Below are 14603 nucleotides of genomic sequence, written 5' to 3'. Positions count from 1 at the left end.
GCAGGATGTGGGACCATGAAATGAGCCTTGTCATTCCCAACCAATTCCTATCCAGTTTCTTTCCACATAACTATCTATCTGGAAAAGTGGCGCGAATTTTCCACATAGTGGAATGCCAGTTCAGAACGAGTTATGTGGAATTCTGCTCGAAGACTTCCTATCTATCTGGAAACTTCGTGCCGTTTTTCTCTCTGGAAAATTGGTCATCTTGTTTGAAGGGATGATGGACCTTGGTGTGCTGGAATTGATGGGGGCAGATTCCTATCTATCTGGAATCTTGGCATTTGCATGCAACGAGAGCCAAACCGGCTGACTTGCTATGGAACTAACTCAAGCGATGCCCTTTAATACGCATTCAGCGCAACATTAAGGCGTCATTGCCAGACGTTTCCTTGACCCGAAGGCATGCCATCAAGAGCTGTACCCTATGTTGCTTTATGAGTCTGAAATCAATAAAACCCGGCTGATTTTATGAGAGAATCTTGAGCAATATTGTCCCCCGACCGGAAGAGTGCTCATGGCCGAGATCAACAAAGCAACCCTCACCGAAGCCGACATCATCTCCAAATATCTTCTGCCTGCCATCAAGGCGGCGGGGTGGGATGACCTGACCCAGGTTCGCCAAGAGGTGAAGCTGCGGGATGGCAAGGTGGTGGTGCGCGGCCAGATGGCAGCACGCAAGAAGGTCAAATCGGCCGATATCGTGCTCTATCACAAGATGGGCTTGCCACTGGCAGTGATCGAGGCCAAAGCCAACAAGCATGAGATTGGCAAGGGAATGCAACAGGGGCTCGATTATGCCCGTCTGCTGGATGTGCCGTTCACGTTTGCCAGCAACGGCGATGGCTTCGTATTTCATGACAAGACCAATCCGGCCAAGCTGGAATCCGAGATTGCGCTGGAGGACTTCCCCAGCCCGGGCCAGCTTTGGGACAAGCTCTGCGCCTGGAAGGGTTACACCCTGGCACAGTTGCCTGTCATCAGTCAGGACTATTACTCGGATGGCAGCGGCAAATCTCCCCGCTATTACCAGCTGCAGGCCATCAACAAGACCGTAGCAGCCATATCGAAAGGTGAGGATCGGGTATTGCTGGTGATGGCCACCGGCACCGGCAAGACCTACACCGCGTTCCAGATCATCTGGCGTTTGTGGAAGGCGGGCGCCAAGAAGCGCATCCTGTTTCTGGCCGATCGCAACATTCTGGTGGATCAGACCAAGATCAATGATTTTCAGCCCTTTGGCTCGGCCATGACCAAGGTCACCGGGCGCACGATCGATCCTGCCTATGAGATCCACCTTGCCCTCTATCAGGCGCTCACCGGGCCAGAAGAGTCACAGAAAGCCTTCAAGCAGGTCTCCCCTGACTTCTTCGACCTGATCGTGGTGGATGAGTGCCATCGGGGCAGCGCCGCTGAAGACAGCGCCTGGCGCGAGATCCTCGAATACTTCTCATCGGCCACCCAGATTGGTCTCACCGCCACGCCCAAAGAGACCGAAACCGTCTCCAGCACCGATTACTTCGGTGACCCTGTTTATACCTACTCCCTTAAAGAGGGGATCGAAGATGGTTTTCTTGCCCCCTACAAGGTGGTGCGGGTTGATATCGATGTGGATTTGCAGGGGTGGCGTCCCACCAAAGGGCAGATGGACAAACAGGGTAACCTGATTGAAGACCGCATCTATAACCAGAAGGATTTCGACCGCACCCTGGTGATCGACGAGCGCACCCAGCTGGTGGCCGAGACCATCACCAACTACCTCAAGAAAACCGACCCGATGGCCAAGACCATCGTGTTCTGCAACGACATTGATCATGCCGACCGGATGCGACGGGCGCTGGTCAACCTCAACCCGGAACAGATGGCCAAGAATGAGCGCTATGTGATGAAAATCACCGGCGATGATGACCTTGGCAAGGCCCAGCTCGACAACTTCATCAACCCGAAAAAGCCCTATCCGGTCATTGCTACCACCTCAGAGTTGATGACCACCGGCGTCGATGCCAAGACCTGCAAGCTGGTGGTACTGGACCAAAACATCCAGTCCATGACCAAGTTCAAGCAGATCATCGGCCGTGGCACCCGTATCGACGACAAGTACGGCAAGCTCTGGTTCACCATTCTCGACTTCAAGAAGGCTACTGAGCTGTTTGCCGATCCTCGTTTCGACGGTGAGCCGGAGCGCGTCATGGTGGTCAAACCGGCAGACATCAACAACCCGGATGAAGGCCTGGGCGATATCATCGACGGCACCGATCCACTGCCAACCGATGAGCCCGGCGATAATGACGATCCGTTTGCCCCCGGGGTCGATGAACAACCCGGCACTTACACAACCGGTAGTGATGGTGGCCAGAGTGGTGCAGGGGGCCAGGCCACAGGCCCGCTGGGTGGCCCCGAGCCCGGGGTCAGCAAGTATTATGTCAACGGCGTGGCCGTCAGCGTCATCGCCGAGCGGGTGCAGTATTACGATGCCGATGGCAAGCTGGTGACCGAATCCTTCAAGGACTACACCAAAAAGACTCTGCTCAAGGAGTTTGCCACCCTCGATGCCTTCACCAAACGCTGGCAAGCCGCCGAACGCAAGCAAGCCATCATGGATGAGCTGGCACAGGCGGGCGTGCTGTGGGAGGTGTTGCAAGAAGAGGTGGGCAAGGAGCTCGACCCGTTCGACCTTATCTGCCATGTGGTATACGATCAGCCGCCACTGACCCGCCGCGAGCGGGCGAACAACGTCAAAAAGCGCAACTACTTCACCAAGTACAACGACACCGCCCAGCAGGTGCTCACCAGTCTGCTCGACAAGTATGCCGATCAGGGCGTGACCGAGATTGAGACCAAGGATGCGCTAAAAGTCGCCCCCTTTACCGAGTTGGGTCGCCCGCTGGAGTTGGCCAAGAAGGGTTTTGGTGGCCCCAAACAGTTCGAGCAGGCCATCACCGAACTGGAGCAAGAAATCTATCGCCACCAAGAGCGTGAGCAGCAGAGCGCCTGACGCCAAGCCTGCAACAGCTCCACAGTGCGGCCATGGCAATCATGGCCGCCTGTTTTATCGATATTCCTGACGCATTCGCCCCTGTATTCGTCACCATTTTTGTAAAAAGCAGAGAATCCCATGTCATCCATCAGCTCAGTCATCAAATCCATTCAGGACATTATGCGCAAGGACGCCGGTATCGACGGCGATGCCCAGCGCCTTGGCCAGCTCTCCTGGCTGCTGTTTTTGAAAGTGTTCGACGCCCAGGAAGAGGAGCTGGAGTTTGAGCAGGATAACTACCGCTGCCCCATCCCCGAGCGCTTCCTGTGGCGCAACTGGGCGGCCGATAGCGAAGGGCTGACTGGTGATGCCCTGCTCGATTTCGTCAACAATGACCTGTTCGACAGCCTGAAAAACCAGCCTGCCAATATCGATCTCAACCCCCGTGGCTATGTGGTGAAAGAGGCGTTCAGCGATGCCTTCAACTACATGAAAAACGGCACCCTGCTCAAGCAGGTGATCAACAAGCTTAACGAGATCGACTTTACCGACAGCAGCGAGCGCCACCTGTTTGGCGATATCTACGAGCAGATCCTGCGCGACCTGCAAAGCGCCGGTAACGCGGGCGAGTTCTACACCCCACGCGCCGTCACCCGCTTTATGGTGAACCGCATAGACCCCAAGCTTGGCGAGCGGATCATGGACCCGGCCTGCGGTACCGGCGGCTTTCTTGCTTGCGCCTTCGATCATGTCAAAGAGCACTATGTCGAGACCTCAGCCGACCATCAGACCCTGCAGCAGCAGATCCTGGGGGTCGAGAAGAAGCAGCTGCCGCACCTCCTTTGCACCACCAATATGCTGCTGCACGGCATTGAGGTACCGGTGCAAATTCGCCACGGCAACACCCTCGACAAGCCGCTGTCGAGTTGGGACAGCGATATCGATGTGATCCTCACCAACCCGCCCTTTGGCGGCACCGAAGAGGATGGCATCGAGCAAAACTTCCCCGCCGATCTGCGCACCCGTGAAACTGCCGACCTGTTCCTGCAGCTCATCATTGAAGTTCTGAAAAAAGGCGGTCGCGCCGCCGTGGTGCTGCCCGATGGCACCCTGTTTGGCGAAGGGGTCAAAACCAAGATCAAGCAATTGCTCACCAGCGAGTGCAACCTGCACACCATAGTGCGACTGCCCAACGGCGTGTTTGCTCCCTATACCGGTATCAAGACCAATATCCTCTTCTTCACCAAGGGCCAGCCCACCAAGGATGTCTGGTTCTACGAGCACCCCTATCCGGCTGGCGTGAAGAACTACAGCAAAACCAAGCCGATGAAGTTCGAGGAGTTCGAAGCCGAGATCGCCTGGTGGGGTGATGAGGCGGACGGCTTTGCTGCCCGGCTAGAGAACGAGCAAGCGTGGAAGGTCGGCATCGACACCATCATCGAGCGCAACTTCAACCTCGATATCAAAAACCCCCATGTCGGTGAGCAGATAAGTCATGACCCCGACGAGCTGCTGACGCGCTATGCCACAGAGCAGGCTGAAATCCAGAGCCTGCGTGACCAGCTTAAAACCATTCTTGGCGAAGCCTTGGGTAAAGAAGTGGTCAAGCAGGGGGGGCAGGCATAATGGCGATCGAGAATCTGATTACCGACCATCTGGATCTCTGGAGTGCGGCGGTGCGCCCGAAAAGCAGTGCCGGGCGCGGCAGCAATAGCAAGCTGGAACTCACCGGCATCAAGAAGCTGCGCGAGCTGATCCTGGAGCTGGCCGTGCGCGGCAAACTGGTACCGCAAGATCCCAGCGATGAACCCGCCTCCGTGCTGCTTGAGCGCATTGCCGCCGAAAAGACGAGGTTGGTGAAAGAGGGTGAAATTAAAAAGCCAAAAACCTTGCCGGAAATTAGCGAGGAAGATAAGCCGTTTGGATTACCGGAAGGGTGGGAGTGGGTCAAGCTGGGGGACATTGGTTATGACCATGGTCAGAAGACTCCTGACTCTTCATTTACCTATATTGACGTGGGCGCAATTAATAAAGAAATGGGCTTTATTGATTCACCGACAGTAATGGCTGCTTCCGATGCACCATCTAGGGCTAGAAAAATTTTAAAGTCTGGAACAATTATTTATTCTACAATTAGACCCTATCTTCTTAATATAGCGGTTGTTGATAAGGATATGTATCCGGAGCCAATTGCGAGCACTGCATTTGCAATTATTCACCCATTTGATGGTGTTTTAAGTCGCTACGTATATAGGTATCTGCGTTCACCATGTTTTGTAACTTATGTTGAAAATGTTCAAACAGGAATTGCCTATCCGGCGATTAATGATAAGCAGTTTTTTAATGGAATAATTCCACTTCCTCCAACAGAAGAACAACACCGCATTGTCGCTAAAGTCGATGAGTTAATGGCCATCTGCGACCAGTTGGAGCAGCAAAGCGAGGCGCAACTGGCGGCGCACCAGACTCTGGTGGAGGCCCTGTTGGCGACCCTGACAGACAGCACCGACGCCGATGAGCTGGCCCAAAACTGGACGCGGCTAAGCGCTCACTTCGATACCCTCTTTACCACCGAGGCCAGCATCGACGCCCTGAAGCAGACCATCCTGCAACTGGCGGTGATGGGCAAGCTGGTGCCGCAAGACCCGAGCGATGAACCCGCCGCAGCCTTGCTGGAGCGTGTCGCCGCCGAAAAAGCCCAGCTGGTCAAAGAGAAGAAAATCAAAAAAGAGAAACCGCTACCTGCGATCAGCGAAGACGAAAAACCGTTTGAACTGCCGCAGGGGTGGGCATGGTGTTATCTGCAAGAGATTACTTTTCTGATAACGGATGGGAAACATGGTGATTGTAATAATTTAGATAATTCTGGATTCTATTTTTTATCAGCCAAAAACATCCAGAACGGCAAACTGGTTTACGATAATGCTAGGCAAATTGTTGAAGCAGAGTTTGCAGAGGTACATCAGCGAACCGACTTGGAAGCAGGTGATATTTGCATGGTAAATACGGGTGCTACAGTTGGTAAAATGGCTATAGCCCAAGATCATATTTATACAAGAAAAACCACATTTCAAAAGAGCGTTGCCGTAATTAAAGTTGCAAATAATTACATTTCAAATAGATATGTGGCATTATTTCTTGAGTCTGAGATCCCCAATCTATTAAAGCTATCTGGTGGCAGCGCCATTAATAACTTATTACTTGGCGATTTAAAAAGAAAACTATTACCGCTTCCTCCACTCGTAGAACAGCATCGCATTGTCACTAAAGTCGCTGAGTTAATGGTCATCTGCGAACAACTTAAATCCCGCCTGCAAACCAGCCAGCAGACCCAACTTGCCTTGGCCGAGGCTCTTGTAGAGCAGGCGCTTTAGTTATGGGGGACGTAACTTATCGGGTTCAAACCGTGGGGGCACTGCTTCAGCAGCGCCTTGCCATTCCTTCATACCAGCGCCCCTACAAATGGCAACAAAAACACGTCAATCAATTGATCGATGATGTGTTAACCCACCGTAGTAAACAGTGCTATCGCCTTGGAACAGTGGTGTTGCACAGGGATGCGTTAAAGCCATCTTATAAAGGTGAACTTAATATCGTTGATGGTCAGCAGCGCCTGCTGACCTTAACTTTGCTTTGTTCATTGCTTGACCATAGTTGTGAGTTTTCAACGCCGCTATTGGAACACGCTTTTGCGTCAAGGATCAGCATCAACAACCTTGAGCATAATGCCAAAGTCATTGAAAACCGCCTTGTGGGGCTAAAGGATGACGAACGTAAATCACTGCTGCACTTTGTGCTTAATAAGTGTGAACTGATCGAAGTGACGCTCGATGATTTGAGCGAAGCCTTTCAGTTTTTTGACTCGCAAAATGCCAGAGGCAAGGCACTCGCACCCCATGATTTGCTAAAGGCATACCATTTGCGCGAAATGATGGATGCCACAGAGCAAGCCGAACGACTACACCATGTCAGCCTGTGGGAGCAAGGGGTCAGTCCAGATGATGAGTCCGCTAACCTTCACATCATTATGGGCGAGTTCTTGTTCCGTCTGCGCCGATGGTTGGATGGTGATTATGGCGTTCAGTTCAGTCGCCATAATCTTGAGGTGTTCAAAGGCGTTAACCTGGCTACAGCTGATTATCACTATATACAGTCTATGCTCGCTCTGGATTTCGCTATTGAGCATTACAATACTGATCTTGCCAGGAAGTGGGATAAGCAAAGCAAACCTTATCCGTTTCAAGTTGATCAAGTGATGATTAACGGAAAGCGCTTTTTTGAGTATATCCAGCACTACAAAGCCCTTCATCACACCCTGTTTGAACGTGACAACGCGCGACTTGGCGAGTTTTTAACAAAATACACCAATTATGCTGGCAGTTCACGCAAAGGGGATATGTATATAAAAAATCTCTTTATGTGTGCGGTGATGGCTTATTACGACAAGTTTGGCGAGAAAGAGTTAGATAAAGCAGCAAGAGTCTGTTTTTGCTGGAGTTACTACTTACGGCTGCAATATCAAAAAATCGGCATGGATAGCGTTGATGGTTATGCGCGTGAACCTTGGGGGCTATTAAGAGTTCTCGGCAAAGCTGTTCACCCACAACAAGTACTAAATTTTCAACCACCGCGTTGTGAGAATATCCGCTTCAAAAATGCTAAACCCGTAGAAGATTCAATCGCTAAAATGCTGGGAGATGCTCATGCCACCGAGTAACGATTTAGCCTTGCTGACTATCGAAGAGTTATTTGGTGACAATAGTCATTATGTCATTCCCATTTATCAGCGTAACTATGCTTGGGGTGCATCAGAGATAGAGCAGCTGGTTCGAGATATAGCGGATGCTGCTCAAGCCGCCGATAATGCAGACAAGCCAGAAGAGTCTAAATACTTTTTAGGCAGCTTGGTGGTGTATGTTCGTGACAATAATGATGGCTTTCATAATAGAACGACGGTTTATGAAACCATAGACGGTCAACAACGGCACACCACGCTGTCGATTTTATTGGCGTATTTAAAACAGATTACTGACTGCAGTCAGCAGGATTTGACCCCGCTCAGCCTTAACCTTGATTTCGACAGTCGTCCTAAATCAGCGAGAACGCTGCAAAACCTATATCAACCAGTTCAGAGTGATGCACCAGAGGAGCCCTCAATCAGAGCGGCGTTTACCATTATAGAACGCTACTTTAAGACCCAAGCCATAGATATCTCCAAATTTTGCCAGCATCTGCTCAAGAACGTCACGATTTTGCGAGTTGCTGTGCCACAAGATACCGACCTCAATCACTATTTTGAGATCATGAATAACCGGGGAGAACAGCTAGAAAAGCACGAGGTGTTGAAAGCGAATTTGATGTCAGTTTTTAACGGTGAAGCTGCAGCAAGAAACTGCTTTTCTGCAATATGGGATGCTTGCGCCGATATGAGTCGCTATGTACAACTGGGCTTTAGCTCGGAGGCTCGCAAAGCGTTATTTGGCGAAAAGTGGTTAGGATTTCCTGCAGATTTTGAGTCGATCAAATGTGCGATAGACACCAATTGTGACACGGACGATAAGCCTACTCTTCTGAGTATTATCCAGAAGCGGCGCTTTCATCAGCGTGATGGCGATGATGAAAAAGCAAAGAAGCAGCGGTTTGACTCGATCATCGATTTTTCCAACTTCCTACTGCATGTGCTAAAAGTAACTGTGGATGACGCAGTCTCCCTAGATGACAAAAAGTTACTTCAAGCGTTTGAAATCATAAAAAGTGATAGGGAGAAGATCATTCTATTTTCCTTTAATCTACTGAAATTTAGAGCGCTATTTGACCGCTACGTTATCAAGCGCGATCAGGATGAGAAGTGGAGCCTGCTGACACTTGAGTATTATGACAGAGATCGGAATTCAAGTTTTAGCTATAACAACTCCTTCGACAAAGATGAACGCTCGGATGTTAACGAACAACTGGTGATGATCTTGTCGATGTTCCATGTCTCGCATCCTGCCTATGTGTATAAGCGATGGCTCAATCGTTCGCTAGCCATTTTGAATGCTCTGGCGTTGGACGAGCTGAACGTTGATGGAGCTACTTATCTCAGTGAGCTTGAGCAGCTCAGCCATGAATTCTTGACTGAAATTTGTGGTGAAAAGGAACAATTCAATGCCGAGGCTTTACATCGTGGTACCGGTGTACAGAACTTTGTGTTCAATTTGCTCGATTATCGTTTGTGGCGTGAGCTTGCTGCTGGCCAATCATTCGATGGTAAGGGGATTAATAATCCCGAGATTAAGAAGCACTTTGATGGCTTCCAATTTTCACCGAGTCGAACGTCGGTTGAGCACTATTTTCCGCAAACAGATCCCTCCGGTGCAAACAAAATGGGGGATGATGTCCATCGGTTTGGCAACCTGTGCCTTATCTCGCCAAGCAGCAACTCGAGACTTAGTAACTATTCCCCAGCAGATAAAAAAGCCTTTTATCGTGATAGCAACCGTGCTGAGAGCTTGAAACAAGCCATCATGATGAGCTATGACGAGTGGGGGCCGGAGGGGCAAGGCATCAACAACATAGAAAGCCATGAATGTGCGATGTTGACGTTACTTCGAGGGCGTTGATATATCTGCAATGTCCGTACTTGCTGAGCAAGCTCCATGATTTTCGTCACGAACAGGTGCAACCTTGCTGCGATTGCACCTGTTTAGGTATTAACTGAACTCTCGCCAAAATTTCACATGTGAAATTTTTTCCATTTCATCTGGCTCTACCAACCCCCTTCCTGTTTCCATCTTAAATTTCACATCCGAAAAATTTTCCAGAAAACGCTGTAAGTGCCCAAAACGGGCAGTTACAGAGGCGAGGCTGAACGAGTCTGCATCTTATGATCGCTCATGACACATCACGATGTTATGGGAGGACATATGAATGCTCATTTTCAGTTCACGACCGACAATCTTCTTACCTATGAGGAGGTTTGTGCGGTCACTAGACTGTCTCAGCCGACATTGCGCCGATATGTAAAAGCTGGGCGCTTTCCCCACCCGATCAAACCCAATCCATGAATCGCTCCGGCTTCTCTAGACACTTTTGAGCCGTTCGAAATATTGCTTTTCACACTCTACTGGCGATAGCCCGTTGTTGAAACTGTGCCGGCGTTTGGGGTTGTAAAACATTTCAATGTAATCGAACACATCCTGCCGGGCTTCCTCACGATCCACATAGGTTTTGCGACGGATACGCTCGCGTTTGAGGAGCTGGAAGAAACTCTCCGCTACCGCGTTATCATGGCAATTGCCGCGCCTGCTCATGCTGGCCTTGAGCCGGTTTTCCCGCAAAAAATCCTGCCAGTCATAGCTGCTAAACTGGCTCCCTTGGTCGGAATGAACCAGCACTTCTTGTTCGGGTCGCCGTCGCCACACCGCCATCAGTAACGCACTGATGGCCAGCTCTCGGTCGATCCGCTGCCCCATCGACCAACCAATGACGTGTCGTGAGAACAAATCCAATACCACAGCCAGATAGAGCCAGCCTTCATGGGTGCGAATGTAGGTGATGTCCGTTACCCAGACCTTATTGGGCTCGGTCACATCGAACTGACGTTCCAAATGATTCGGTGCAACCACCGTTGGCCGGCCACCATAATGGCCTGGACGGCGGTGATAGCCGGTTTGTGAACGTAACCCTTCATGTCGCATTAATCGCGCCACCCGGTGCTTGCCACAGGTCTCGCCCATTTCTCGCAGGTCATCCCGGATCTTGCGATAACCATAGACGCCCCCGCTTTCTAGCCAACATTGCTTGATCTGGCCCAGGAGGCGTTGATCCTCCTGGGCTCGGGTAGATAAGGGCTGCCGCTGCCAAGCGTAATAACCGCTCGGATGGACATTCATCATCCGGCACAGCCTGCGGACGGGATGCGTGGACTCGTGCTCCCGGATGAAGGCGTACCTTACCCTGACAGCTTGGCAAAGTACGCGGCGGCCTTTTTTAAGATATCTCGCTCATCGGTGACGCGGCGCAATTCGGCCTTGAGACGGCGGATCTCGGCTTGCTGGCTGGACTCATGCTGCTGCACGTCGGGTTGGCTATAGCGTTTGATCCAGGCGTAAAGACTGTGGCTGGAAACACCGAGTCGCTCGGCGACCTCTGCCACTGGGTAATGGCGCTCAGTCACCTGCTTGACGGCGGCCAGTTTAAATTCTTCCGTGTAACGTTGCTGCTTGCTCATAACACCTCCTGAATGACCTCAGTTTGAGGCTCTTGAGGTGTCTAGGAAAGTAGGGGCGATTCACCAGTTGGAAAAGCTGTGCGATTCCGAGCCGCCGACGTGCGTCGCTGGATGGCTGAGCTGTGATAGGGAGGCGGGATGGAGTTTCGATTGACGGATGATGGATTGGAGTGCTTGGACCGGGACCGATGGTTGCGTGTTGGTAGTTGGATCCGGGTGTCGGCCAGAACACGGGACGCCTCATATCAAAGGGGATTTGGCGCCTTGATCCAGTGGCGAAATCTGGATGGTGTGGTGCAGCAGGAAGTGATTTTCAACCGAGTGCTCTATGGGGAGCAGTCGCGACAAATCCGCGAAAAACTGGTCGATGCGGGTTATTGGTTGGAACCATATCCACAGAGCTGGCCTCGCCTGCAGCTCTATTTGATTCGAGAAATGGCAAAGGCACCCACCGGTATCTGTGTGGAACGCACAGGGTGGCATGAACGGGTATTTGTCACACCGGATTGGTCTGTGGGTTCGGCTGGGGAACCCTATTTTTATGCTGGCCAGCTGGGTGACGTAAGGCCGCAATGTTCAGGTTCATTGGCTCAGTGGCAGGCAAATATCGGTGAACACTGTATCGGTAATCCGATGATGATTTTTGCTGTGGGCGTGGCCCTGATGGCTCCTCTTCTGTATCCCGCGGGTTTGGAAAGCGGCTTATTTCATCTGGTGGGCCATTCATCCACAGGGAAAACGACCCTGTTGGCGGTCGCCGCATCAGTCTATGCAGGACATCAGTTTGTGAGAGGGTGGATTGCTACCGCCAATGGCCTAGCGGCAGTGGCCGCCGAACAGCATGACATGCTGCTGCCACTGGATGAGATCGGTATGGCTAAGCCTGAGGACGTGGATGTCATCATTTACCACCTTGTATCCGGGGCGAGCAAGCTGCGCGCCACGGAGAATGGTAGTCTCGCCAGATCAACCCATTGGCGCACACAGGCGTTGAGCTCTGGGGAGATATACCTGTCTGAGATTTTTGCGTCGTTGGGCAAAAGGCCGTTGGCCGGTCAGCAGACCCGATTGATCGAGATTCCGACCTTTGGCAGGTATGGTGCATTTGATGAATTGCACAACCTTCAGAGCTCACAGCAGTTTGCCGATCACATAAAGCTTCAGACAGGCCAATATCACGGAAGCCTGTTTAAAGAGTGGATATATCTGCTGACATCCACCGATGAGTTGGCTCGCTATGTTTCAGGGGAGACCCAGCGACTCACCGATCTCTGGCGTACAAGTCAAATGTCCTCCCAGGTTGTCAGAGTGCTGAGGAGATTTGCGCTGGTTGCAACGGCCTTGGGGTTGGCATCACGCAATTATCTGGTGCCCTGGGAAGAGGAGGAATCCATCGCATCTGTACGAGCAGTGTGGCAGCAATGGCTGGCTGCCAGAGGCCATGTGATGAACCTAGAAGAGCATCAGGTGTTGGCTCGTTTGAAGGATCTGTTACCGAAATGGGAGAGGGGATTGCAGGCATTAGATCAACATCGCACCGTTTCGTCGCTGGGATATACCCGCGAGGTCAGTGGCGAGCGGCAGTGGCTGATCGATAAAAATCAGTTTCTGCAGCAATTGGGCTTGCCTGGCCAGTACATGCGGGAGGTAATGCCGCTGCTGCAGCGAGAGTGGTTAGCTACCAATGAACCGGAACGGGCGACAGTGAAGATCATGATTCAAGGGAAATTCTATCGCTTCTTTGCCCTGTGGCCGGATCGCATTTATGCGGGAATGCAGGAGTTGGACGGCGATGAATGAATGTTTCCCACTTTCCCATTTTTCCCAGCGCTGTTTTGAGGTGTCATACCATGGATAAATCTCTATTTGCGGCTCCGAGTGATGAAATAAGGGCTCAGGTGCTTCACTGCTCTGGCCAATGTGAGCGGCTGGTTCGAGAAGCGGATCGTCGAGCCATTACTGGCGTTACTCGAACGCTGTGGTGGAAGATGGAGCGGGAGGGGCTGGCGCCAAAGCGGGTGAGATTGAGCATCCACTGTGTTGCATGGCGACTGTCTGATCTGCTGTGGTGGATTGAGCAACGCAAGGCTGCCTAGAGGTAGAGTTGAGCCCCTGTTATGGGGCTCTTGTATTAACTGACTTCATCAAGCTTGGCACCAGTGTAGTTGACCGGGCCATTGACGATGGGGGCCAACCATTCAGCGAGTTTTATGTGTGCCTCTGTGCGCTCTGCAAAGTAGGCATGGCGGTTGTAGATTTCATCAACACGACTCCCCGCTTGCTGGTTCAAGCAGCGTTTGGCGAGGGCATCATCAAATCCCATTTTGCCGAGCATTGTCCTCGCGGTACCGCGCAGGTCATGAACGCGTCGTTTATCAAACGAGAAGAAGTTCTGTTCGAACAACTTTTTGATTGCATGATTCAGAGTGTTTTCGCAGACATGGGGTGTTCGAGCCTGCTTGCTGATCCTCCTGGCCGGGAAAACCCACTCACTGCCACAGCTACGAATTTTCAGCTCTTTCAGCCAGGACATGGCAGGTTCACTGAGTGGAATGTCGATAGACTTGCGCTTTTTGGTGCGCTCTTTGGGGAGATGCCAAACCTTCTGCTCCAGATCAAACTCGCTCCATGGCGCAGCCAGCAGTTCCATTTTTCTGGTGCAGGTAGCGATCAGTAGGGCACAGGCCAGATAGTTTTCACGACTGAACTGGGCCGGGATCGCACGAAGCTTGGTGAAAAACTCGATCACCTCCGGTTCTGTCATTGGATAGTTGGCAGCCCGCTCTGGCCCACCTGCATCTCTGGGGCGGAATGGACTGGCAGGATTAAAGCGAGTGACATCCAGCTTCATACCATGATCAAAGGTACGTTTGAGCATACGCATCACATCATTCGAAATGGTCGGTCTTGGTGGTTTTCCGCCATATCCGTTGGTGATATCGCGCAGGATTTCACTGATATCCAGCGGCCTGATTTTATCTAGTTCAAGATGACCGATGCGCCCGGCGATCTCACGCTCATAGAGGCTGCGCTCTTTTTCATGTGAGGTTATTTCGCGTTTGCGTAACTGGTGATAATCCTCAAAGAGGTCGTTCAGTGTCTTAAACGGGTTCCTGTTGATCTTGAGGCGAACCTGAACCGGGTCAACACCATCGCGCTTGATGGCCAGCCGCAGCTTGGCCGCTTCGTCCCGGGCATCTGCTAGAGACCAGTCAGATACCTGACCTATGGTGTACTCTCGCCGAAGTTTTGTCGTGGGCGTGGTGTAGCGCAGCATCCAATAAGCTTCACCGCGAGCAGGGGTCATCAGGTATAGCCCGTTACCATCGGCATGCCGGACGGCGGATTTTTCCTTGATCAGTTTTTTGACTGTTTTGTCGTACAGCTTGCCCATTTTCCTGCCTTAAAAAATTG

Annotated in this window: 10 protein-coding genes; 8 read left to right on the top strand and 2 right to left on the bottom strand. The window is 51.6% G+C overall.

What is annotated here, in order from left to right:
* Window positions 1–517: 517 nt before the first annotated feature.
* From hsdR to KYK33_RS19495, 6 genes are all read left to right on the top strand, one after another.
* Window positions 518–2995: an EcoAI/FtnUII family type I restriction enzme subunit R gene (gene hsdR / locus KYK33_RS19520; RefSeq protein ID WP_224431577.1), complete on the top strand. Its 2478-nt coding sequence runs from the start codon at window positions 518–520 to the stop codon at window positions 2993–2995.
* A 120-nt stretch (window positions 2996–3115) separates the two neighbouring features.
* Complete coding sequence (locus tag KYK33_RS19515) at window positions 3116–4603, top strand: N-6 DNA methylase (protein WP_224431576.1); 1488 nt, start codon at window positions 3116–3118, stop codon at window positions 4601–4603.
* Window positions 4603–6351: a restriction endonuclease subunit S gene (locus KYK33_RS19510; RefSeq protein WP_224431575.1), complete on the top strand. Its 1749-nt coding sequence runs from the start codon at window positions 4603–4605 to the stop codon at window positions 6349–6351. The genes KYK33_RS19515 and KYK33_RS19510 overlap by 1 nt, the downstream gene beginning before the upstream one ends.
* A 2-nt stretch (window positions 6352–6353) precedes the next feature.
* Window positions 6354–7694: a DUF262 domain-containing protein gene (locus KYK33_RS19505; RefSeq protein ID WP_224431574.1), complete on the top strand. Its 1341-nt coding sequence runs from the start codon at window positions 6354–6356 to the stop codon at window positions 7692–7694.
* A complete protein-coding gene (locus KYK33_RS19500) occupies window positions 7681–9579 on the top strand; it encodes a DUF262 domain-containing protein (protein ID WP_224431573.1) in 1899 nt (632 codons plus the stop codon). The genes KYK33_RS19505 and KYK33_RS19500 overlap by 14 nt, the downstream gene beginning before the upstream one ends.
* 273 nt (window positions 9580–9852) lie before the next feature.
* A complete protein-coding gene (locus KYK33_RS19495) occupies window positions 9853–10023 on the top strand; it encodes a helix-turn-helix transcriptional regulator (protein ID WP_318010405.1) in 171 nt (56 codons plus the stop codon).
* A 15-nt stretch (window positions 10024–10038) separates the two neighbouring features.
* On the opposite strand, the gene KYK33_RS19490 is transcribed toward KYK33_RS19495, so the two are convergent.
* Window positions 10039–11189, bottom strand: a protein-coding gene (locus KYK33_RS19490; protein WP_224431203.1) for an IS3 family transposase whose coding sequence is annotated in 2 segments (ribosomal slippage) — window positions 10039–10955 and window positions 10955–11189 — 1152 coding nt in all. Because the reading frame shifts where the segments join, the coding sequence is not laid out codon by codon here.
* Between the two features lie 138 nt (window positions 11190–11327).
* Here KYK33_RS19490 and KYK33_RS19485 point away from each other — a divergent pair.
* Window positions 11328–12989 carry a DUF927 domain-containing protein gene (locus KYK33_RS19485; protein WP_224431572.1) on the top strand — a complete coding sequence of 554 codons (1662 nt, stop codon included), beginning with the start codon at window positions 11328–11330 and terminating at the stop codon, window positions 12987–12989.
* Entirely contained in the window at window positions 12986–13285 is a 300-nt protein-coding gene (locus KYK33_RS19480; RefSeq protein ID WP_318010404.1) for a helix-turn-helix transcriptional regulator, read from the top strand. The genes KYK33_RS19485 and KYK33_RS19480 overlap by 4 nt, the downstream gene beginning before the upstream one ends.
* A 35-nt stretch (window positions 13286–13320) precedes the next feature.
* On the opposite strand, the gene KYK33_RS19475 is transcribed toward KYK33_RS19480, so the two are convergent.
* A complete protein-coding gene (locus KYK33_RS19475) occupies window positions 13321–14583 on the bottom strand; it encodes a tyrosine-type recombinase/integrase (protein ID WP_224431571.1) in 1263 nt (420 codons plus the stop codon).
* Between the last annotated feature and the right edge of the window lie 20 nt (window positions 14584–14603).

It is taken from the genome of Aeromonas rivuli (genome assembly GCF_020149575.1).
Classification (GTDB): domain Bacteria; phylum Pseudomonadota; class Gammaproteobacteria; order Enterobacterales; family Aeromonadaceae; genus Aeromonas; species Aeromonas rivuli.
The sequence above is the reverse complement of the archived record's forward strand: the minus strand, read 5'-3'. Positions and strand labels throughout refer to the sequence as shown.